Annotated in this window: 19 protein-coding genes and 1 riboswitch; of the genes, 3 read left to right on the top strand and 16 right to left on the bottom strand. The window is 42.4% G+C overall.

What is annotated here, in order from left to right:
• Nucleotides 1–100: 100 nt before the first annotated feature.
• Nucleotides 101–340: a hypothetical protein gene (locus ACYQ28_RS13815; protein WP_460050749.1), complete on the top strand. Its 240-nt coding sequence runs from the start codon at nucleotides 101–103 to the stop codon at nucleotides 338–340.
• A gap of 163 nt (nucleotides 341–503) precedes the next feature.
• Here the strand turns inward: ACYQ28_RS13815 and truD are convergent, their stop codons facing one another.
• The 8 genes from truD to tilS form a co-directional block, all read right to left on the bottom strand.
• Complete coding sequence (gene truD / locus ACYQ28_RS13810; RefSeq protein WP_460050751.1) at nucleotides 504–1,574, bottom strand: tRNA pseudouridine(13) synthase TruD; 1,071 nt, start codon at nucleotides 1,572–1,574, stop codon at nucleotides 504–506.
• Between the two features lie 175 nt (nucleotides 1,575–1,749).
• The gene (gene ispF / locus ACYQ28_RS13805; RefSeq protein WP_460050753.1) at nucleotides 1,750–2,223 is read right to left on the bottom strand and encodes a 2-C-methyl-D-erythritol 2,4-cyclodiphosphate synthase; all 474 of its coding nucleotides are present in this window, start codon (nucleotides 2,221–2,223) and stop codon (nucleotides 1,750–1,752) included.
• Between the two features lie 183 nt (nucleotides 2,224–2,406).
• A complete protein-coding gene (ispD, locus tag ACYQ28_RS13800) occupies nucleotides 2,407–3,156 on the bottom strand; it encodes a 2-C-methyl-D-erythritol 4-phosphate cytidylyltransferase (RefSeq protein ID WP_460050755.1) in 750 nt (249 codons plus the stop codon).
• 44 nt (nucleotides 3,157–3,200) lie between these two features.
• Nucleotides 3,201–3,494: an FtsB family cell division protein gene (locus tag ACYQ28_RS13795; RefSeq protein WP_460050757.1), complete on the bottom strand. Its 294-nt coding sequence runs from the start codon at nucleotides 3,492–3,494 to the stop codon at nucleotides 3,201–3,203.
• A 181-nt stretch (nucleotides 3,495–3,675) separates the two neighbouring features.
• Complete coding sequence (gene eno, locus ACYQ28_RS13790) at nucleotides 3,676–4,968, bottom strand: phosphopyruvate hydratase (protein WP_460050759.1); 1,293 nt, start codon at nucleotides 4,966–4,968, stop codon at nucleotides 3,676–3,678.
• Nucleotides 4,969–5,115: 147 nt separating this feature from the next.
• A complete protein-coding gene (gene kdsA, locus ACYQ28_RS13785) occupies nucleotides 5,116–5,979 on the bottom strand; it encodes a 3-deoxy-8-phosphooctulonate synthase (RefSeq protein WP_460050761.1) in 864 nt (287 codons plus the stop codon).
• Between the two features lie 89 nt (nucleotides 5,980–6,068).
• Nucleotides 6,069–7,700, bottom strand: a complete 1,632-nt coding sequence (locus tag ACYQ28_RS13780; protein ID WP_460050763.1) for a CTP synthase — start codon at nucleotides 7,698–7,700, stop codon at nucleotides 6,069–6,071.
• A gap of 512 nt (nucleotides 7,701–8,212) precedes the next feature.
• A complete protein-coding gene (gene tilS, locus ACYQ28_RS13775; protein ID WP_460050765.1) occupies nucleotides 8,213–9,616 on the bottom strand; it encodes a tRNA lysidine(34) synthetase TilS in 1,404 nt (467 codons plus the stop codon).
• 160 nt (nucleotides 9,617–9,776) lie between these two features.
• On the opposite strand from tilS, the gene ACYQ28_RS13770 reads away from it, so the two are divergent.
• On the top strand, nucleotides 9,777–11,771 hold the full coding sequence (locus ACYQ28_RS13770; RefSeq protein WP_460050767.1) for an alpha/beta hydrolase family protein: 1,995 nt from the start codon (nucleotides 9,777–9,779) through the stop codon (nucleotides 11,769–11,771).
• Nucleotides 11,772–12,045: 274 nt separating this feature from the next.
• Here ACYQ28_RS13770 and ACYQ28_RS13765 read toward each other — a convergent pair whose 3' ends face one another.
• The 4 genes from ACYQ28_RS13765 to ACYQ28_RS13750 all read right to left on the bottom strand — a co-directional run bounded on the left by ACYQ28_RS13765 (nucleotide 12,046) and on the right by ACYQ28_RS13750 (nucleotide 15,914).
• Nucleotides 12,046–12,828 carry a hypothetical protein gene (locus ACYQ28_RS13765; protein WP_460050769.1) on the bottom strand — a complete coding sequence of 261 codons (783 nt, stop codon included), beginning with the start codon at nucleotides 12,826–12,828 and terminating at the stop codon, nucleotides 12,046–12,048.
• A gap of 92 nt (nucleotides 12,829–12,920) precedes the next feature.
• Nucleotides 12,921–13,943 carry a DUF2515 family protein gene (locus tag ACYQ28_RS13760; RefSeq protein WP_460050771.1) on the bottom strand — a complete coding sequence of 341 codons (1,023 nt, stop codon included), beginning with the start codon at nucleotides 13,941–13,943 and terminating at the stop codon, nucleotides 12,921–12,923.
• Between the two features lie 44 nt (nucleotides 13,944–13,987).
• On the bottom strand, nucleotides 13,988–14,575 hold the full coding sequence (locus ACYQ28_RS13755) for a type VI secretion system PAAR protein (protein WP_460050773.1): 588 nt from the start codon (nucleotides 14,573–14,575) through the stop codon (nucleotides 13,988–13,990).
• Between the two features lie 724 nt (nucleotides 14,576–15,299).
• Nucleotides 15,300–15,914, bottom strand: a complete 615-nt coding sequence (locus ACYQ28_RS13750; protein ID WP_460050775.1) for a hypothetical protein — start codon at nucleotides 15,912–15,914, stop codon at nucleotides 15,300–15,302.
• A gap of 847 nt (nucleotides 15,915–16,761) precedes the next feature.
• Here ACYQ28_RS13750 and ACYQ28_RS13745 point away from each other — a divergent pair.
• Nucleotides 16,762–18,051: an NAD(P)/FAD-dependent oxidoreductase gene (locus ACYQ28_RS13745; protein ID WP_460050777.1), complete on the top strand. Its 1,290-nt coding sequence runs from the start codon at nucleotides 16,762–16,764 to the stop codon at nucleotides 18,049–18,051.
• A 161-nt stretch (nucleotides 18,052–18,212) separates the two neighbouring features.
• On the opposite strand, the gene ACYQ28_RS13740 is transcribed toward ACYQ28_RS13745, so the two are convergent.
• The 4 genes from ACYQ28_RS13740 to ACYQ28_RS13725 form a co-directional block, all read right to left on the bottom strand.
• Complete coding sequence (locus tag ACYQ28_RS13740) at nucleotides 18,213–19,121, bottom strand: ATP-binding cassette domain-containing protein (protein ID WP_460050779.1); 909 nt, start codon at nucleotides 19,119–19,121, stop codon at nucleotides 18,213–18,215.
• A 47-nt stretch (nucleotides 19,122–19,168) separates the two neighbouring features.
• Nucleotides 19,169–20,185, bottom strand: coding sequence for a FecCD family ABC transporter permease (locus ACYQ28_RS13735; protein ID WP_460050983.1), 1,017 nt, complete (start codon nucleotides 20,183–20,185; stop codon nucleotides 19,169–19,171).
• A gap of 107 nt (nucleotides 20,186–20,292) precedes the next feature.
• A complete protein-coding gene (gene cobO / locus ACYQ28_RS13730) occupies nucleotides 20,293–20,895 on the bottom strand; it encodes a cob(I)yrinic acid a,c-diamide adenosyltransferase (RefSeq protein ID WP_460050781.1) in 603 nt (200 codons plus the stop codon).
• 231 nt (nucleotides 20,896–21,126) lie between these two features.
• Complete coding sequence (locus ACYQ28_RS13725) at nucleotides 21,127–22,947, bottom strand: TonB-dependent receptor plug domain-containing protein (RefSeq protein WP_460050783.1); 1,821 nt, start codon at nucleotides 22,945–22,947, stop codon at nucleotides 21,127–21,129.
• Nucleotides 22,948–23,091: 144 nt separating this feature from the next.
• Nucleotides 23,092–23,244: riboswitch (cobalamin riboswitch) on the bottom strand.
• Nucleotides 23,245–23,579: the final 335 nt, after the last annotated feature.

Genomic DNA, 23,579 nt, shown 5'->3' with positions numbered 1-23,579 from the left:
AAAATTACCTACACAGTGTGAGATTTTTCTCACATGAGCTACACCTACTTATACGTAAGTGCGAATTTCTATATTTTCTACTAATCATTAGGGCTGGGAAATGAAAAAAACCAATAAAAGCACGACACTTGTAGGGACTAAAAGTTTAGATAACCGTATTCTTCTCCAAACCTTAGAGAAAGAAATTAGCAAATTGGAAAAGCTTATTTCAGCAATAGAGTTCGCCGGTTCCGAGCAATTCGAACATCGCAACAACCTTCATCAAGCATTAAAAGAACGCTGCCAAATTTACAGTTCACTACAAAAAGATCGTGATCTTTCATTTCGTGACAGAGCTTAAACTAATCGTTAAAACTTCTTGCCAATGCTTGCTCAGCTAGTAACTCTTCGCCCTTTGTAATTGTTCGTGATTAAAAGTCTGTACAAAGGGCGAAAGACAAAAAAATTCAGCACTAAAAATTAATCGCAATAAATTATTTTACAATTAACAAAATAAGTACGCGTTAATAATCTCGATGTTCAGGCTCAACAACTCTTAATAACTCACCCAGAACTGACGTAGCAAATTCACCGGGTTTTAGTGAAAAACAAATCTCTAAGTTCTGTTCTTGCCAAGACCAAGTCATTTCCTCGGGCAAACACACCAGCGGTCGTCGCTCCTGAGATAATCCTTGATGCTCCAGCGCATCAATCCAAACCGAGAATGTTTCTAGGGCTTGTTGCTCGAGGGTTTTCGCGAGCGAATCCGTGGCTAAGCGTCCTCTCCCCCACAAAGGCCCGGTCGGAAACTGAGTGTTTGTTGGATCAGCAATATCACCATCAACAAGTTTATTCCAATTTCCTTCTAAAACTCGCTTTGCTAATACAGTATTAAATAAATAAGAGCGTGCTGCCGATAACACCAATCCTTTTAGCGTGCGATTTTTTATTTTCTTACCGGCCTCAAACCAATCTTTCGCCAGAGACAAGTTATTCGCATCATGCCCAAAACGTTGTGCTCCGTAATAATTCGGCACACCCGCGCTCTGGATTTTTTGCAATTTACTATCAAGAATTTCTTGTAGGCTGGTTAAATTTGACGAGCTTGCGTCGTTCGTGCTGTTAACAAAGCTCGGTTCTCGCAACAAAATGCGAAAATAGTTTTGTGTGTGTGAGCCTTTGCGTAATTTTTGAGTGTGCGTGCGAACGTCTTTTACCGTCCAAAATTCGGAATTAAATTCACTCCAGTTTTTATCTTGGTTTTTAGGCAAATAAATACTAAACCATTGCTGGGTAATTGCATTTCGATCTTTTAGCCCGGCAACACCAATATCACTGGAGTTTACACCGCAAAATTTGGCCAGCTCTTTTTGCACCCAATGGGTATTTTGGCCAACCTTCTCGATAAACAAATAAACATGCTCGCCTGTGCCTGCAAATTCTGTTTCGAGAACTTCTTGCACAAAAAAATCGCCGGGCTGTTCTTTGAATTTTGCAAAAGTATTCAGCTCACCAAATGCTTTTGGGAAATTAATATCAAATAAAGGGCCGGATGGTTGAGTTTGATCAGCGGGGGTTTGATTAGATGAATCCAAAAGACAAGCTCTGTATTAATGGGCTTTAATCGCAGCAATTGGTGACTAAAGCCAAGAGGTTAATAAGTAGATAAACCACTAATTATTTCTCTAATTCTGAAGTAATTAGCTGATAACTTTATTAGCAGATAAGTTTAATAATGCTCAGTTAAACATTTAAACCGATTCATATTGGTTAGACTTTTTGCAGCAGTACCGTCGCAAACGCGGCAATGCCTTCTTTACGGCCGGTAAACCCTAGGTGTTCGGTTGTTGTGGCTTTCACGTTGATTGTATCGATAGAGGTTTGCAGGTCGGAGGCAATTTTTTCGACCATTGCTGATATGTGCGGTGCCATTTTTGGAGCTTGGGCAACAATGGTCATATCGGCGTTAACCAGTTGATACTGGCTTTCTTGAATTTTTCGATACACTTCTCGAAGCAGGTCGCGGCTATCAACATTTTTGAAAGCGGGATCGGTATCGGGAAAATGCTGACCAATATCACCCAAAGCGGCAGCACCTAAAAGCGCATCACACAATGCATGAAGTAGTACGTCGCCGTCCGAATGTGCCACTAAACCGCACTCGTAAGGAATGCTTACACCACCAATAACAATGTGATCGCCGGGACCAAAAGCGTGAACATCAAATCCTTGTCCAATTCTCATTGGGTATCCTCTACTCGCCGTATGTGTTTATTTTTAGGAGTTTGTTTTGCGCCAAATCCTCACAAACGCCAATAATGTTATCAGAAATAATTGCTTGATCAGAATTCTTACAGACTCATAAACACTAAAATAACACGTCAATGAGAACGCAATTTGGCGATAAATCTGCCGGTAAATAATGCTCTAAGATTGCGACAAAATAGCCGTAGCGACACGTAAATCTTCGGCAACCGTTATTTTAAGATTATCGCTTCTACCTGGGTAAAGCTTAACGTTGAACCCAGCCATTTCCATGGCAGATGCTTCATCGGTAATAGGCAAACCTAGCGCAAGCGCTTTGGCGATATTGTTGTGTAATACCTCTAGCCGAAACATTTGCGGCGTTTGTGCCAACCAAACTCGCTTGCGATCTAACGTAGTTTCTACACTTGCAAAAGCCGTGTTTTGAGAACTTTGATCGTTAACGTCAGAAACAAACGCCTTTGCATACTTGATTGTATCAGAGGCCGGGAGTGCCATTAGCCCACCCACGTCATCAATTTGCAAAGAATCCATCATTCGATGCAATTCATAAGATTGCAAACAGGGCCGCGCCGCATCGTGCACCAAAACCCAGTCGCTCTTGTTATCGCCTAAGCTTTTTATATAGTTCAAGCAATTTAATACCGAATCTGCACGCTCGCTGCCACCGGTAACGGTCACCAGTTTTTCAGAAAATTCCGAAGCTATTGCAGTATTTGGCCAAAATGAATCGTCTGACCGTATGGCCACTACCACTTTGTGTATTTTAGGACTGTTTAAAAAAATGGAGAGCGTATGTTCTAGAATCGTTTTACCGGCAATATTCAGGTACTGTTTGGGAATATCACTTGCCATTCTAGAGCCGATTCCAGCCGCAGGTATTACCGCCCAGAATTTCGTAGATTCATTCATAAGATGGAAGCAGACACAACTAGGGGTTTACAAAAGAAGGGAGCTTAGCGCTTTTTTTCGGCTGGTTTTTCATCGACAACCAAATAAAAAGTCTCGTCGTTTTTGATCATACCGAGCTGCTCACGAGCAATTTCTTCGGTTGACTCATGGCCACTCTTTAACAGTAAAATCTCGGCTTCGAGTGTTTGATTACGCTCGGCGTCAATACTGTTTAGGGTTTTTTGTTCGCTGATGGCGGTTTCTAGTTGCGCAACATTAGCCAGTGAACCTTCACCAATCCATAGACGAAACTGCAGAATTAAAAGCAGCACGGTTAATATGGCGATGGTTACTTTCATAGGCACCAACAATGTATTACGACAAATAAGATTTTAGCCGAACCAACAACTGTTCGGATGTAAACCACGAAATTTTGATGGACGTTAAGGCAAAAAGTTTAATTTGAGAAGGGTTACGAATTATTAATGTGAACTCGAAACAGCTCCGGCGATGACCGAAACTGTTTCATACGCTCAATGCTTACGCTGTAAATTCCGCTTTACCACGGTAAGGAGCTTTATCAGTTCCTAATTCGGCTTCGATGCGTAACAAACGGTTGTACTTGGCAACGCGGTCTGAACGACAGAGAGAACCGGTTTTAATTTGCCCTGCTGCGGTAGCAACGGCCAAATCGGCAATGGTGGTGTCTTCGGTTTCGCCAGAGCGGTGCGAGATTACTGCCGTGTAGCCAGCGTCTTTGGCCATTTTGATCGCGTCTAGAGTTTCAGACAAAGAACCAATTTGGTTAAATTTAATCAGAATTGAGTTAGCAATGCCCTTCTCAATACCTTCTTTTAAAATTTTGGTGTTGGTAACAAACAAATCGTCGCCAACCAATTGAACCTTTTCGCCCAACTTTTCGGTTTGGTACTTCCAACCATCCCAATCAGACTCGTCTTGACCGTCTTCAATGGAGATAATTGGGAATTGATCGCAAAGCTCAGCCAAGAAATCGGTGAAGCCTTCTGAAGAGTACACTTTACCTTCGCCAGAAAGATCGTATTGACCATTTTTGTAGAATTCAGAAGACGCACAATCAAGGGCAAGCGTTACGTCTTCGCCCAGCTTGTAACCCGCGGCTTCGGTGGCTTCTTTGATAACAGCCAATGCTTCGGCATTAGAAGAAAGGTTTGGTGCAAAGCCGCCTTCATCACCCACAGCGGTGTTTAAGCCTTTAGCAACCAATACTTTTTTCAGTGAATGGAAGATTTCGGCACCGACTTGAAGTGCTTCAGAGAATGATTTGGCCGCAACTGGCTGCACCATAAACTCTTGGATATCAACGTTGTTATCAGCGTGCTCACCACCGTTAAGGATGTTCATCATAGGTACTGGCATGGTGTACTGACCAGAAGTACCGTTGATATCGGCAATGTGCTGATACAAAGGAATGCCTTTTTCAATAGCAACGGCTTTTGCCGCCGCCAGTGAAACCGCCAAAATAGCGTTAGCACCGAAGTTTGCTTTATTTTCGGTACCGTCTGCTTCGATCATTGCCGTGTCGATTGCACGCTGATCGGCTGCGTCCATTCCCACAAGAAGATCTTTGATGGTGGTATTGATGTTTTCAACGGCTTTCAATACACCTTTGCCTAGGTAACGGCTTTTATCGCCATCTCTCAGTTCAAGCGCTTCGCGCGAACCGGTAGAAGCACCAGACGGTGCACAAGCTGAACCCACAGCGCCAGAGTCTAGAATAACATCGGCGTTTACGGTTGGGTTGCCACGGGAATCAAGCACTTCAAAAGCTTTGATATCAACGATCTTGGTCATGCGTTAGCTCCAAGCATTTAAATTTAAAAGTAAAGACTTGAGTCTTAATGTTGAAAGGCTACAAGCGAGGCAAACCGTCCATATTCAGCGCTCGCTTGAAGAATAAATTTAGTCAGGTGCGAATTGTACCATCTAAAGCCGACAAAACTACTCGATAATCAATTCAGGTTGAGACTTTAACAGGTCATCAAAGGCTTTCATTTGCGCCAAGAAAGGTTCAACCAACTGTAATGGCAACGCACTTGGGCCGTCACACTTTGCTTTAGCCGGTTCTGGATGCGCTTCTAAAAACAAACCTGCAATACCCACAGCAATACCGGCGCGAGCCAGTTCGGCAACCTGTTCACGTCTACCACCAGAAGCCGCTCCGTTAGGATCACGACACTGCAAGGCGTGGGTTACGTCAAATAAAATTGGCGCACCATGGCTAACGTCTTTCATGGTTTTAAAGCCAAGCATATCAACCACTAAGTTGTCGTAACCGAAGCAGCTGCCGCGCTCACACAAAATCAGTTGATCGTTACCGCATTCACGAAACTTCTCAACGATGTTTTTCATTTGCGGCGGCGAAATAAATTGCGGCTTTTTAATGTTGATTACGGCACCGGTTTTGGCCATAGCTTCAACCAAATCGGTTTGACGAGCCAAAAAGGCTGGCAACTGAATCACATCGGCGACTTCTGCAACCGGCTGACATTGATAGGGCTCATGCACATCGGTGATTACCGGTACATCAAACGCTTTTTTTACGTCTTCAAAAATCTTCAAACCTTCTTCCATTCCTGGACCTCGGTAGGAATGAATGGAAGAGCGATTGGCTTTATCGAAAGACGCTTTGAATACGTAGGGAATGCCTAACTTGTCGGTTGCAGTTTTGAAGGTTTCTGCAACCTGCATGGCGAGATCGCGACTCTCCAACACGTTCATTCCGGCAAATAATGCCATAGGTAGATGGTTGCCCACCTCAATACCTTTTACAGAAACTACCGTTTTGCTGTTCGATGTTGTCATGAAACTCTCTTGCTCTTTTTAAATTCGGCGAATCTGGCGCTCGTGAGTAAACGTCAAGAAACTCTGGTTTACCCAGAGTTTCCATCTGCTCAGCCTTTTGATTGGTTGTAATCCAGTGCCGCTAAAACGAAACTCTTAAACAACGGATGGCCATCGCGCGGTGTTGAGGTGAATTCTGGGTGGAACTGACACGCCACAAACCAACGATGCTCTGGCAATTCAATCATCTCAACCAGATTATCATCAGCAGACCAACCGCCTACTTTTAAGCCCGCTTTTTGAAGGCCATCAAGGAAGTTATTGTTAACTTCGTAGCGATGACGGTGGCGCTCGACAATCATTTCGCTACCGTAGATATCACGGCTCTTACTGCCTTCTACCAAGCGACATTCTTGGGCACCTAAACGCATGGTACCGCCCAAATCAGAGGATTCATCGCGGGTTTCGCGTTTACCGGTAGAATCCAACCACTCGGTGATTAAACCAATAACCGGGTGTTGGCTTTGTTGATTGAACTCGGTACTGTTAGCATCGGTCCAACCGGCCACGTTACGTGCGTATTCGATAACCGCGGTTTGCATCCCCAAACAGATACCCAGATAAGGAATGTTGTTCTCGCGCGCGTATCGAACGGCGGTTAACTTGCCATCCAAACCACGCTCGCCAAAACCACCCGGCACTAAAATCGCGTCGGCGTCTTTGATCAGTTCAATGCCTTGCTCTTCAACGTCTTCTGCATTGATAAAGTTAATATTCACACGCGTACTGGTGTGAATACCGGCATGAATTAGCGATTCGATCAATGATTTGTAGGCGTCTGGCAAGTCCATGTACTTACCAACCATGGCTACAGTAACTTTGTGCTCTGGATTTAGCTTACCTTCTACCACGCGGTCCCATTCGCTCAAGTCAGCTTCAGGCGCTTGCATGTCAAAATTTTCTAGAACGATTTGATCAAGACCATGCTCCATCAAAATTCTAGGAATGGCGTAAATGGTTCTAGCATCGGCTAAAGGCACCACCGCACGTTCTTCAACGTTGGTAAATAGCGCGATCTTTTTGCGTGAGTCTGCGTCAACTTCTACCTCAGAACGGCACAACAAAATGTTGGGCTGAAGGCCAATGGAGCGAAGTTCTTTTACAGAGTGCTGAGTAGGCTTAGTTTTGGTTTCGCCAGCAGTGGCGATGTAAGGCACCAAGGTTAAGTGCATTAGCTGCGCGCGCTTGGCACCCAACTCAATTTTAAGCTGCCGAACGGCTTCTAAGAACGGTTGCGACTCGATATCACCCACGGTGCCACCGATTTCAACAAGCGCTACATCAACGTCTTGGCCGCCTTCGATAATACGGCGTTTAATTTCGTCGGTAATGTGTGGAATCACCTGAACGGTGCCGCCTAAATAATCACCTCGGCGCTCTTTACGAAGTACAGTCTCGTAGACACGACCGGTAGTGAAGTTGTTGCGGCGAGTCATACGCGTGCGAATAAAGCGCTCGTAATGACCAAGGTCTAGGTCGGTTTCAGCGCCGTCGTCGGTTACGAAAACCTCGCCATGCTGGAACGGACTCATGGTACCTGGATCCACGTTAATGTAGGGATCAAGCTTAAGAATGGTCACTTTTAAACCGCGCGATTCTAAAATCGCCGCGAGAGATGCGGAAGCAATACCTTTACCCAACGATGAAACTACACCGCCGGTTACAAACAAATAGCGTGTCATTGATTGACCTGTGAGCACTGTGTTGAATTGAATTTTGTGCGAATAAATCTCGTGTCTAGCAGAAGGAGCAGAATCAGCCGTAATCGTGTTGCCAAACCAAGGTAGGGTTTGTCTTATCGCGTTTAAATTCTGCGTAAAACGAACGAATTTTTTTGGCAACTGGCGGGAATTACTACCCATCTCCAAGATGGGGCGCCAGATTACCAGATTCGAACTTTTGCCTCAATTAATAATAGCTTAGAGGCTTTTGTTTGCTGATTGGAACAACATTTTTGGCCGTTCTCAACCAAGAAAGTTAACCAAAACAAAGGCCTAGACAACTAATGACCAGTACCGTTACTCGTCCACTCACCACTCCTTCTTTATAATGTTTTTATCAACAAACACTCATAAAGAGCTAGCAAATAATTGTATAACCGATTTTCACAATGCGGCCGAATCAAGAAAATTAAGAGCCAACTCAGGCATCTTTTTTGATGGAGTCAGAAAGGTATCGGTGAAGTTCGTATTAATCAGACGTTCCTCAAAGCTTTAACAGACTGGTACCAATCACTCTGATATTGCCAAATCACTGAATAACCCTCTTCTGAATTTGCACACCAAGCGCTTTTTTCAACCCAAAAATCCGCGACCGCCGCCAAACCTTGGGGGTCAGCAATCAAAGGCACACAGGCACGTAACCAAGGCTCTACAGATTGCTCTTGCAAAACCTTCTTCAGTGTTTGCGATCGATGCCGAAACGATGGATGAGCACGCTCACCTCCTTGGCGAAACGAAACCGTAAAACTCCCTGAGCGACTGTTAAGATGCCCTTGAGGTTGTAATCGCAGCTGCCAGCCATTTAGGTAAATTGGTTGTTCAAGGCCCAAGGTTAAATTACCCACCGCCACGTTTGCATTTGTGGCCTCAAGTATTTGGGTTTCAATAAAATGCAGTCGCCCTTGAAAGCCAGTTACAGCAAATTGCGGGTTCAAACGCACACACGGAGTGCCAAATACGGTTTCGCCAGCAAGAATTTGCGTTTGAACATCACGAAACTGTTGTTGATTGAGTGGCGGCAAACCAAGTTTCTCACAGCCCAAAGACAACGCATAAAACTGGCGATTCTCAGACAGGTTTTTCAGCCGCGCGATAGAGACTGAAACACTGGCTTTTTCGAGTCGCCCCTCAAGAATGCGCCAATCATCTTCTGCTAATTCAGATAAAGAACCCAAGGCTTTGCGACAATGCCGCGCACTTTGAGTCAATTGCTGGTTGGCATCCGGCCAGCGAGTCGCCAACAAGGGTAAAACCCGATTACGAATAAAATTACGATCAAAATGATTCTGTGTATTACTGGGGTCATCGACCCAACGTAAATTCAACGCCCGAGCATATTCTTCCAACGTTGAACGCGGTGTCGTCAATAAAGGTCGAATAAGAGTTCCGCTAGATGCTTGTGCATCTGCACTTAATGGTCGGTCTTCAGGAATGCCTGCCAAACCTTTTACACCGGCGCCACGCATTAGGCGCAGCAACAAGGTTTCGGCTTGATCACCTAAATGATGCGCCATTAACAAGTAATGACCGCGCTTAACAAAACGGCGAAACACTGCATAACGGCTTTCACGGGCCGCGTTTTCAATGCCTTCGCCATCGGCACGCACAAGCACTTTGGAAGACTGAATTTCAATACCTAGTGATTGTGCGAAATTTTCACAGTGCTTCTGCCACGCATCGGCGTCTTGCGCTAGCCCATGATTGACGTGAATCGCTCGTACAATCCAACCCGTGTGATTACGCTTCGCGTACTCCGCCAGCGAGTGCAGTAACACCGTTGAATCTAACCCACCGCTGTAGGCCACCCAAACATCTGCTTGGTCACCGTTTATCGCGGCAAGCTGATCATCATATAAAGCGTCAAAAAAGTGAGTCATTAAACGTTGCGCCAAAAAGCAGTGCTCATAACGGGTGTTTTAAGGTTGGATGAGTTTCGCCTAAAGTTTACCATGTCGCAAACGCGTCTCTTAAGACTTCTACTCAACAGTAATTGCTACGAACCGACGCATCTAAACTGAACCAATAAAAAAATTCATCATGAAAAAAACGCTTCCCTATGGCAGTTGGCCTTCAAAAATCTCCGCACAGCACATTGTCTCTCAAAGCCTAGGTTTGGCCGAACCCAAATGGGATGGCGAAGATTTGTATTGGTTGGAATTTCGCCCTAATGAAAAAGGCCGCAATTGCATCGTTAAAAAAGATGGTAACGGTAATATTAGCGATGTCATTCCAGAAAACATGAGCTCACGCTCCAAGGCCAACGAGTATGGCGGTGGCAGCTATACCGTCGCAAATCACAGCGTTTATTTTGTGTCGGGTTATGATCAGCGCATTTATAAGGTGGATACCCAAACCCAACCAATTCAAGCCACGGCTATTACCGCAGAAGGCCCCTACCGCTACGCCGATTTAATAATCGATAGCCACAAGAATAGAATTATCTGCATTCGCGAAGACCACAGCCATAAATCCGCAGCCGATCAATCCCATCACATCGAAGAAAAAGCCGAGTTAGTTGCGGTTGATTGTGATACCGGAGAAACCACCGTTCTTGCAACAGGAGATGATTTTTACGCATCGCCAAACTTATCGCTCGATGGTAATCAATTGGGTTGGATCAGCTGGAATCACCCAGCTATGCCATGGGAAAGCAACTCGGTGTTTACCGCGACAATTAATTCAGAAGGTACATTGGACGACATCACTGCCATTGCTGGTGTTGCCGCTGGTGAAGCTCCGCAATCTCATTTTCAACCGCAGTGGAGTGCAACCAATACGGTAATCAGTATTTGTGATCGCGACAACTGGTGGCATTTTTACGAATATAAACAACAAAATTGGCATCCTTTATTAAAGGCAGAATTAAATTTTGCCGACGCCGAATTTGCCACACCACAATGGGTTTTTGGATTATCCACGTGGGGATTTATCGACCCAGAAACCATCGCCTGCTGTTTTAATATTCGCAACATTTGGCAATTGGCTTTAATTAATTATCAAACCGGTGATTGTAACGTTATTGAAAGCGATTGCTCAGACATTGCCAACATAGCAACCAGCAACAATAAATTTGCGCTTATTGGCAGTAATGCTGCAACACCCAGCGAGCTGGCCATTATTGATTTAAATTCCGAAAACGAAGACGAAATCAGCTGTGAAATTGTTAAAAGCATACCCACCGATTTACAAGAAGAAATCTTTTCCATTCCAGAAGCCATTGAATTTGGCCCTGAAGGCGAGCAAGCCCACGGTTTTTATTACCCACCTCACAACACAGAATATTGCGCAGCAGACGGCGAAAAACCACCGTTAATTGTCATGGCTCACGGCGGCCCAACCAGCGCTCGCAGCACCGCCTTTAATATTAAAATTCAATATTGGTGTTCACGCGGTTTTGCCGTGGTTGACGTTAATTATCGTGGTAGCAGCGGATATGGCCGTGATTACCGTTTAGCGTTAAATCATAACTGGGGTGTTAAAGATGTTGAAGACGTTTGCCGCGCCGCAAATTACTTAGTGGAAAAAGGTTTGGCCGATGCCAATAAACTGGCTATAAAAGGCGGCAGCGCTGGCGGCTACACCGTACTTGCCGCACTAACTTTTGAATCAACTTTTAAGGCGGGTGCCAGCCATTACGGCATTGGCGATTTAGAAACACTCGCCACCGATACTCATAAATTTGAGTCGCGTTATTTAGATTCGTTAATTGGCAAATACCCAGAAGACCAATCAACTTACGTTTCGCGCTCGCCCATCAATCACGTTGAGCAACTGGATTGTCCGGTAATATTCTTCCAAGGTGGCCAAGACAAGGTTGTACCTCCCAACCAAGCAGAAGCGATGGTAAATGCACTGAACGCAAAAGAAATTCCGGTTGCTTATGTGCTTTTCCCAGAAGAAGGCCACGGATTTAGACAAGCCAACAATATGATTCGCTCGGTAGAAGGTGAACTGTACTTTTACAGCAAAATATTTGGTTTTGAATTAAGTGAAAAAATAGAAGCGGTCGAAATACAGAATTTAAGTATTTAACGATAGAAACCTCTGATTAACTCATCTATGATTTAATCAGAGGATAGAAATTGAAAATGCGATTTCCAATTTTTCACAACTTCAATCACTTATCGTTCTTGAAATTAGCGACATATCCTAGTGTCGCAAGAAACTCTAGGTTAATCAGAGTTTCCTTATGTTTTTTTAAACATTAAATTAAATAGCAAGCAATACCGGCTCTACTGACACCCCAAAGGAAGGCTAGTTTATGAACTACGCTTTCTTATAATTTCCAATAATGTGTAATTAACAACTATTCCAGTACAAGCTCGGGGTCAACGTAAGATCGATCAATGTGATAACCCTGCTGTTCGAGCAACAGCTCTTTTTGGTGACGTCTTTCTTGTAATTCTAACTTCCGTTGTGGCCAAATTTGCGCGGCATTTTTTTGCTCGTCATTTTCTAACTGATTTATAATAAGTTCTTGCATGTTATACACTTCGTAAGAAAATAAATAATCCGAAGGCTTATCTAAATCTAGGCGGCTTGTGTCTCTCAGAAAATCTATTTTCATAATGACATCACCCGCATACATTCGCCAATCGTTGTCGGTTATCCGCATCCACGTGTCTAGGTCTATGTCAGCATCGATAGGTAAGCTGTATAAAACATTGTCTTCTTGCAGTGCATAGTGCAGGGCTTGATTGGTTGGTAAACGTGGGTCTTCAAGGTTAATAAAGGTTTGCCAGCCTCTCTGCCTTAGCATGGCTAAAAACTCTAAAAAGCGTAATCGTGCCTCGTCGTGATAAATATCACTTTGTGTAGACATGCCACCAGAAACTCTAAAAACATAAATACCCTTTCTGGGAAGATCACGGTCGTAGGTACCGGTTACTCGAAGCGTATTGGGAAAGGTAAAACTGTATGGGCCATTTTCTAGAAATACTTGCCCAAGAGATGCAATTGGCCATCTGACGCTATAAAAATCCAAACCGGCTGGCTGACTGTTTATTCCGCGTTTTTGATCCACCCAGTTAATTTCTACAAATTTCTCCGGCGACATATTCAGTTCAATAAAGGCTTTAGCGACTGGCATTGAAGGCGTGCTCTTGGTTGTTTGATGTGTAAAAAATACATAGCCTAAAATAAGTGAGCCCAGCAATAAGGCCCCTATTATTAGTAGGTACCTCATTCGATAATTGCTCGGGTTGGCATTGAATAATCTTTTGTATTCACCCAGCTCGCCATTTTCTGTAGCTCACCGTGCATATAATTAGACCTTTTTGCCATAAGATCATGGAATACAGATGCTGCCTCTTTTATCCAATCCATACGACTCTTGAAATTTTCAACTTGCATATCTTCAGGGGCGACCGATTTGAGCTCACCGTCGTCTATTTCGCAGGCGTGTGAAAAAACCAACTCGAATGATGGAGATGCCCAATTTAAGAGAATCCCCCGCTGCCATCTCGCCCACTTTGCAAATTCCGGGTGTTCGTAAATCAGCGGTTGCAAGATAACACCCTGCTCATGGTTAGCGATCTCCAACAGATGCTTCATTTGCAGGTCCCTCTTAGCTCGTCCAGACGCCTTCTCAATCTGTGTAACGTACTTAAAGCCACTTTTCAGGCTACCGGATATTGCCATGTTATTGATAATAGGCAGTGTTTTCTGCGACCAAGGCATACTATCCACCACCGCTTGAATAGGCGCTTCTAGATTTTTTGCGTTGCGTTTATCAATGCAAACCATGCCGTCAAAAAAGTGTTCTGGGTAGTTGTTGTAAAACCAATGCGGCGCGCTGATATCCATAAAGAGCCATAAATTGCCTTTACCCAAACCATCAGCTATTTCTTTGGCATTCACAAATGGCAGAAACATGTCAGTTAGTACCACTCTGTTCATGCCTAAAAGACACGCTACCGTTTTACTGGCAAAGGCTCCTAGCGCCATCCAATAATAGCGACCCAGTTTACTAACATCGCCGCCTTCTTCGGTTTCTAAATAAAAGCGTGCATAGGTTGCAGCGATACGTTTTGCTCGCACTTCATACCAATCGAGCAGGTCGTACTCGTTAAAACCCACTCGCTCGCTCATGCGAATAATCGAAAATTCTTGTGCTTTTGACCAATAGGTTTTACAGGTAATTTCTACCGGTTCGACTTTATCAGTATTATCGTTAACGCCCGCAGTGCTCTCTGGACTTGCCATGTCAATATTCCTTGATTCTTTTTCGGTTAACAGGCTCTAGATGATTAAGTTTCTTTGGAATTTGCATAGGCCACGGCTTTATCGGTATTTATTTTTGGCCAAACCAGTTGATATTCGAGCTTCTCACCTTCGGTAGTCGACACCACCGCCGTAGTGCCATCGGTACCCGATACATCGTCGGGCAAGTGCCAATCTTCATCAATAGGCTGACCTTCGGGAACCACTCGATAGGCCATTCCTTTGACTGGATTTCCGAGCGTGTCTTTAAGTACAAAACGCAACGCGAAGGTATTGGTAACAGGAATATCATCAGCGGCAAGATTAATAGCAGGGCCTTCGTCACCAATGTAAACGTTGGCAGACCCAACCATAATCGTTCCGCCGCAATTAATAGCATCACCCACACGAGAGGCAGGTTGATTATTGATGAAAACCGTCGCTGAACCTTTAGAAATGGCTCTTGGATGTGGTGGGCTTTTGGGCTTTATATGCGGAGCAAGCGCATCGCCTTTTCGAGCGGCGGGAATTCCATTAACCATAACATTACCACTGCCCTGGATTACCGGACTAGGATGCCATGCACCATGATTTGAGCCCATATCACCCAGTCGCGCCGCTGGTTTTCTCGACATTTATATTTCCTAAACTAAAGTATTAAACTGTAAATGAAGGTGAATAAGAAACCTCCACAAACACCCTTACCATCAATTAATTGTTAGGGATTGTGACAAAAATTTCTTCCACTATTAATTATGCGTTGCGTAAAACGAGACTTTTTGCCGGTAAATTTTACATTCGCAGAATAACCTAGCAATAATTTCATGGGTTTTTATTTACGTTAAGTGGTTACATTAAGGTTAAAATTGCCACTCTATTTTTGCGCAATATTTTCACGGCTTATTCGTTGTAGATTCACCATGTATCAACTGCTCAAAACCCACGAACAATCAAATTCATTTTTATAGGAATCTCTGATTAGCTCATCCATAATTCAATCAGAGGGCAAAAAATTAAAATGCGATTTTTAATTTTTTCACAACTTCAGTCACTTACCGTTCTTGAAATTAGCGACACATTCTTGTGTTGCAAGAAACTCTAGATTAATCAGAGTTTCCTATGGATATATTAACACTTTAAGAGTTATTTTCTTTTTACAGAGAAAATCATCACAAAAAGAATAAATCTGTCATTATTTTTTGGTATTCAAAACAAGTAAACCCAACTATCCAGATACGTTTTTACTCTATCAAAACAAAAAATCATTTAAAATCCAAGCAAAAATAACAAGAATACCAATGCGATAAATCTGGCAACTCAATATCACGCTTATAAGTCAATATCAGTTGCACAGAAAATTTATTGATCACTAAAGATTAGAGAGTCATTATTTATCTCTACCATATACAACCGCGAGAAAACCTCTTGAGAAACCGTTGCAAATATGGTCTCGTCATTACCATTATCGCAAAAGAGAATGTCACACCCTCTCTCTTGAGCAAGAGTTTTCATTAATTTAGTTAAATAACTACTCGCCTCTCTTAATGGAGAATCAATGTAGTCTTCTGCAAATTTATCAATAATCTTAACATCAATAGCTTGCAAACCTAATAACTCAAACTGCTGAGAAAGAAGAGAGAGTACATAAGCGTCACCACTCTCTTTCCAATCAACGGTTATAAAATAACCCATAACATTTAAGATATCGACGAAGCAATAACACGCAAAAACTTCTTCCGACAATTTATTTGTGAGTTCTTGCCAAGAGCCATAATGTTGAAAATAACCGGGGAACTCGGTTTTGAGCTCAGCAACGAGATCATCATAAGCAACTTCACTCTTCCAGCCGCTTTCAGCCTGATTAAGCCATTTAATGGCGTTAGAGGAGTTTTGCGAAATATCACTTGCCACACTGCGCAATTGGTCCCAAACAGTGCCGTTTAAATGCTTAAATACTGGTTCTTGAACAAACATATCATTTCCGATAAAAAACTAAAAAATCCGTGATGACCAGATGTAAAACCACATTGATCAACATCTAACCCAAGTTATAACGTGCAACTCAAAAAGATAAAATCTCAGACGCAAACTTAGTACAATTACTTGTAAATTGATTGTCGATGAACTCAAATTATTAATTCTCGAATTTACGTATTTTTACCTGTCAACAATTTTTGCCTGTCAACATAAGAAACTTTAGCTAAATCACAACGTTTGGTGGCTTATATATGTATCGAAAAATGCCTTTGGGAACTTCCGACGATATCTCGATTGAGCAAGAAGACGAATGATAGACTCACCCTAAACATTACGTTAATCGGTGACATAATAATCAGGCGCTATCATTCAAACAGTAAATTTTTTCATAGGCGCCGCATCGCCACATCGTGAATTCTTAAATTAAAAAGCATATCTAAATTATCTTGGTTTAATTACCAAACAGATATTTTCAATATTTAGACGCAAATATCCCAAACGGAAATTTAAATAGCACCATCCAAATCACGGATAGCTGACAAATAAATTAGCAACCTTGTTTGTTTTTATAAATCTAGATTTCATAAAACATACGTTATACTTTATAGGCACCTATAATTGGTCGTTCTAGTTGTAACAGCATTTTCTGATTCATTGATTTTTTGTTGCTTTATGCCTTGCGTTTTTTTGTCTGCAACGACAAACTGATCCTTCATTAAAGTCGAAACAAAAAAATAAGAATATTTTCTCTTTGTTTCGATCAATTTCTAATGCTATTACTTAATGGTGCTATGGGTTTGTGTTCTTTAGAGCTCAGACCCATATCACTCTTGAGGACATAACTATGCAAACAATTGTTATCGTAGGGGGCGGCGCAGGTGGTTTGGAACTTGCCAGCCAACTCGGACGTAAATTAGGCAAACGTAAAAAAGCCGATATTGTACTCGTCGATAAAAACACTTCTCATATTTGGAAACCTTTATTACATGAAGTTGCTACCGGTTCTTTAGATACCGGAACAGACGGCGTTGTATACCGCGCGCACGGTGCAAGACACGGTTACCGATTTGTTATGGGTGAATTTACCGGTGTTGATCGAGACAACAAAACCATTAAATTAGCCGCCGTATTTGATGACGAGGGCAAGCCGCTGCTACCTGAACGCCAGTTAAAATACGACACTCTCGTAATGGCCGTAGGCAGTGTGAGTAACGATTTTGGTACTCCGGGCGTTCAAGATCACTGCTTCTTTTTAGATTCTCAAGCACAAGCAGAACGATTCCATAAGGCGTTGTTAAATCACTTTATGCGTATTGATGAAGAAGTAGACGGTGGCACGCTTAATGTGGCTATTGTTGGTGCTGGCGCAACCGGTGTTGAGCTTTCCGCAGAGTTGCATCATGTTACCGAGCTGCTCAAAAATTACGGCATGCCTAATATGACACCTAAGCGTCTTCGCATTACGCTGATCGAAGCCGGGCCTCGCATTCTACCGGCCTTGCCGGAACGAATTTCGGCATCAGCCAGAAAAGAGTTGTCACGTCTTGGCGTTGAGGTAAAAGAAGACACTCGCATTCAAAAAGCAACCGCCGATGGTTTTATTACCTCAGACGATATTTTAATTCGCGCCGATTTGATGTTGTGGGCCGCCGGTGTTAAAGCGGCCGACTATGTGAAAGATTTGGGTGTATTTGAGCTTAATAAAGCGAATCAAATATTAGTGAAATCCACCTTACAGAGCACCACCAATGACGATATTTACGCGCTGGGTGACTGCTGTGGTTTCTTGCAAGAAAATGGTAAATGGGTTCCGCCAAGAGCACAGTCGGCTCACCAAATGGCGTCTACCATTAAAGATAATATTTTGAGAAGACGTAACAATAAAAACCAAAAAAACTTTACCTACCACGATCATGGTTCATTAGTGAGCTTGAGTCGCTACAGCACCGTAGGCAGCTTAATGGGAAATCTAACCAGCAAAAGTATGTTTGTGGAAGGTCATCTAGCACGTTTGATGTATGTATCTTTGTATCGCATGCACCAAATTGCCATTCATGGCTTTAGTAAAGCGGCAATGGTTTATGTGGCAGAAACCATTAGCAAGGTTGTTCGACCTAAAATGAAGCTTCATTAAAAATACTGTATTGGAACCTCTGATTAACTCATCCATGATTTAATCAGAGGTTCCTATTAATCAATTAATACATTCATTAACGAATAAAGCACTCAAAATTAAAGCACTCAAAATTAAAGGTTGAGCGCTTCTTTCTTAAAGCAATTCCAATCCTAGAAACCTTAGAAGAATACCAATCTTTTTCCAAATTCTGTGTCAATAATTGCCGAGTTTTGTTCGTACACCTGCTTAATTTGATCTGCGTGAAAAACCTCTTCTGGACTGCCAAAATCGATGCATCGACCGTCTTGCATCACAATCACTAGATCTGCGTAGCGCAAAACAGAATTCAAATCGTGACTAACAATAATTGCGCTTAAACCTCTCTGACACTCTACTTTTAGAGTTTCATACATATTATTTTGATGTTTTAAATCTAGGCTTGCGGTTGGCTCATCCAACAATAAACAGGGTTTAAGATCTAACTGAATCAACGAGGTTTCTGATTTAACCGATTTAGCTCCAGACTTAAATTGGCTTTTATCAACCAGATTGGGTAATACCTGAATATACGATCGAGCTAATTGAACACGTTGCTGTTCGCCACCACTGAGTTGATCGTAGTTTTTTTCGAATAAATGACCGACGTCTGCAAAATTTGCCGCTAAATTTAGAAACTGCTTTTTACCAACATGGGAACATGAATGGTTTGCCAGACCAAAGGCAATCACTTCTTGAACCTTGAAGTTAAATTCAAGTGAATTAATTTGCGATAACACCGATAAGTATTTTGCTAACTCTCGATGATGATATTGCCTGAGCAGGCTGATATTTTCGCCACAAAAAATAACGTCGCCAGAGCCTTTTAACCCGCCGGCCAAACAATGTAACAATGTGGACTTTCCAGAACCGTTTGGCCCTACAATCGCAATTAACTGACCTTTAGGAATTTGCAAACGCTCGATATCAAGGCGCACACGTGAGCTCTTGCAAGAAGAATCCCGAACACGTATTAAACCATCAATACCATCGTCTCTATTCTGCTGGAATACTCGTAGGTGATTAACTTCGAACAAATAATCTTTATTCATAAACCCTTATCTTACGACGCAGCGCGATAACGAATAACAACAATACTTTAAGAATGTTTAAGTTTCCTCATTAAAACCCCAATAAACCAAGGCGCACCCACTAAAGCAGTAATGATACCAACAGGCAATGTTTCTCCGTCAATAAGACTGCGTGCTAATACATCTGAGGTTATTAAAATAATTGCTCCGGTTAAACCCGATAACGGAATAACCCAGCGGTTATCAGCACCAGTCACCATTCTTACTACGTGCGGAGCAATTAGGCTAACAAAACCGATTAAACCCACGCAGGCAACAGAAACACCCACACCTACAGAGCAGATCAATAATACACGATATTGAAGCGATTCCACTTTAACGCCAAGGTACATCGCTTGCTGTTCACCCAGCGCCAATAAATTTAAAGCGCTTGAATGAATCATTAATAAAAATAAAACAATTACGGCACTTATAAGTGAAAACCAAAGATACACGCTTGAAGACGGTTGTAAATTCCCCAATTGCCAAAATGAGAGAAAACGTAATTGTTGAAGATCAACAAAATATTTTATGAGACCCGCAAAAGCACCAGTAAAGGCCGACAACGCAAATCCAAGTAGCAACATGTAAAGCACCTGATTGACACCTGGTTTAGTCAACCAATGGCTCATCATTAATACGCACATTGATGCGATCAATGCACCTAAAAAAGCCGCTCCAGAAATTAATGCCGTGTTATTGATTGATGAGAGAACAGCGAATCCCAAATTATACGAGGCAAATACCATTAAGCTTGCACCCAACAAGGCGCCTGAGGAGATACCAATTAAATTAGGATCGGCCAATGGGTTTCTAAAAATGGCTTGAACAGCGGCGCCACTGACGCCAAGCACAACCCCTGTTGACAGGGCCATTAACACTCTCGGCCAACGTATTTGCGATAAAATAATAAAATCTTGTGAATTTAAGCTCTGAGCAAAAAATTCAGAATCTGAAAAATTATTGAATGATAAATAGCCTAACACGAATTTGAGGTGTGCGACAAATGTGATTTTAACATCACCAATCGCTAAGCTGGTTAGCATCACCACAAAAACAAGCACAATTAATACGCACAAAAATACGCATGATCGTCGATTGTGCTGTTTATGGACCGGGCTGTGACAAGATGATGACAACGATCGATGAGTTGTCAAAAATCGATTCCTTTTTTCGCCATAATACCTTGATTATAAGCGTGCTTGATTTCTTTTATCTCAGAAACGGTATCGGCAATTTCACGCAACCGACTACCACCACCTCTACCGGTAATCACTACGTTTTGATGCGAAGGACGCGCAATAATAGCATCCACTACCGACTGTTCATCCAAATATTGATAAGACAGCATATACGTTAATTCGTCTAAAATAACCAAATCGTATTTAGGATTACTGAGCGCATTTTTAGCATGATCCCACGTAATCTTCGCCGCAGCCATATCACCGTCTCGGTCCTGCGTGTCCCACGTAAAACCGGTGCCCATTTGATAAAGAGGTACATCCTTTAAATGCTCAAGGAAAAATAATTCTTCGCCGGATTTTTGCACACCTTTGATAAACTGAATGATCGCCACTTGTTGACCATAGCCTAGAGCTCGAATTGCCATACCAAATGCAGAACTGGTTTTACCTTTACCGTTACCGGTTAATAAAACTACAACGGATTGATCTTGCGTTGCTTTTGCCATGGTTGCAGAAACACGTTCTTTTTGTTTTTGCATGGCTTTGTTGTGTTTCTCAGACTTTTTATCCATTTAAAAAAACCAAAAAGTTGCATATATCAACATCAAACTATAGGAACCTCTGATTAACTCATCTCTGATTTAATCAGAGGACAGAAATTGAAAATGCGATTTCCAATTTCTTCACAATTTCAAGAACTGTAAGTGATTGAAATTGGCGACACATCCTTGCTGTTCATACTCTGAGTATGAATTCCTAATGCTTACGCTCAATAGTATTGATAATTATTTTACGTGTATCGTTTAAAAGGAATAACGAGCACCTACATACGCCTGAATACCACCATTATTAAAGCCACGCGCTTCTTGATAATCATCATCAAGAGCATTAATAACGTTGGAATACACTTGTAGCTCAGGAGTTACTGCGTAGTTGACCGTAATATTTAATAGCGAGTAATTATCCAAGTCTTCACCGTCAATATCAATGGCGTCACTGACGAAGCTTAATTGGCTCGACAAGGTTAAATTTTCTATTAATTGAGCAATAACTGAAAAATTAGTAATGTTCTCAGGGCGACGTGCACGTTGCTGGCCATTACTGGTTTCCGTATCGTTATAGGTATGATTTACCGAGAGCTCTAATGATTCACTCACAGGCCAATTAAAGGCGACTTCTACACCTTGTGAGGTCGCGTCATCGTCGGATTGTAAATAGCCACTAAAAAATACCGGGTCGAACTCAATAAAATCTTCAACGGTCTGATCAAACCAAACCAGCGATAACTTCCAGCCCTGCTCCGAAAACCACTCAACGCCAAGATCGTAGCCTTTACTGGTTTCTTCGTCTAACTGCAAACCCGCAGCAGGACCAAAAAAGGCAGTATCATTAAGAAATTGTTCAAATAAACTTGGCGCTCTAAAGCCAGAACCGTAGCTGGCTTTGAATTTTAAAATACCAGAATCTTGGAAAGTAATTAAATAGCTGCTGCCAAGGCGAAAACTTTGGTATTCGCCAAAGTCATCAACATCGTCATAACGCGCCCCAATATCAATAAACCAATGATCATTAAATTGAGTTTGTACATTAACAAAAGCGGCTAATTGATCACGCTCAGAAAAAGCAATTTCTTCCTCTTTAGAGTCAATACCAAAAACAATTTTCAAACTGTCTTGGGGCGTATAACTGCCCAGATATTCTACTTGAGTAATTTCGCCTTCGTTCTCAAAGGTTAATTCTCCTTCGGTGAAAAATTCACGGCTGATATCAGAAATGCTCGCGTTAAGTTCGTGGCTGAATACAGAATTTTTGTAACCGATACCCACACTCCAAATATCCAACTCGGAATCGGAACGGCAGTCGTCTGAAGTTGCAAAAGTAGCGCTGACAAAACAATTATCGTAATCGTTATCGGCTTCGTGTTGGCGATAAAACCCTTTCACAAACCAATTTTCGCTCAAATTAATTTTTCCGTTTAATTGCAGCGTTTGGTTATCGTAACTGTCTTTATCGTCGGTAGGTGATGTCGCATCAAAGCCATCAACATCTAAATCAGAACCCGATACAAAGAAATAACCCAAATCACTAGAACCACCTACATTGCCGGTAACACGTTGGAAACCGTCCGTTCCCGCTTTTACATCAACACTTCCGGCAAGTGCGTCTTCATAGCGTTTAGACGTAATGCTCACAACACCACCGGCATCGGCGCCATAAAGAACACCCTGCGGACCACGCAGTATCTCAACGCGCTCTACACCGCTCACCAATAAATCGTCAAATACCGGCGTAACCTGTGGTGCAGAGGGATCGGCAATTAACACTCCATCAATACGCAATTGGGTGCGAAAACCTTCTTCGCCGCGAATGCGAACCGTGGTAACGCTACCTATGCCGCCGTTGTGCGACACACCAACGCCCGGTTGCGCAGCCAAAGCATTGGCAAGGCTTTCTTGACCCGACAACTGCAACTGCTGCTCATCAATTAACGAGACACTGGTGGATAGATTAAGAGTACTCTCGGGAATACGTGATGATACAACCACTTCTTCAATGGTAGTGGCAGCAATTGAATGTGCAGAGAATACAGCGGCGGCAAGCGGTGCCAGCAAGGATTTATTCATTATGTCCCCAATTCGACAAGGTGTTTACGATTTAGGGAGGATAACGAGGTAGAAAGATTTCGCTGAAAAGCTGCAATCTGTCGAGAAATACCCAATCTTTAGGTATAACATAGCGTTCTACTTCCGATGAGCCCTCCGCTGCATCGCATTTAAGTTACTCAGGCTGGTATCGGACTTTGAACACACAGGTTCTACCGTTGCGGGGGCAGTGATGGATCGGTTGCAATAAACCGCCAAGCTTCCCATTTAACCTACACACCAATTAAGGTTGCACGGGCATTATTAACGTAATGAAATATTAATAATGACTTAGCAACTGGCTTGATAACGACAAATCAAATTAAAGACATCGCTTTTAGAAGAATGAACGTTAACAAATGATTGGCTGTAAGCACCTATAAGTGGCGCGAACTTTACCCAGCTTATGATGAATGGTCAACCTTGAGTTTATTCACCCAGAATACTCGAAATAACAAATTGTGCTGTTTTTAGTGCATCAAAAAAAATTCAAACATAATCATAAAAATAATACTGCGGCTTCTTTTTCTTTTTCTTTTTCTTTTTCTTTTTCTTTTTCTTTTTCTTTTTCTTTTTCTTTTTCTTTTTCTTTTTCTTTTAACATTATTTTCCAC

It is taken from the genome of Sessilibacter sp. MAH1 (assembly GCF_054658315.1).
This window is presented reverse-complemented; position numbering and strand designations above follow the sequence as displayed.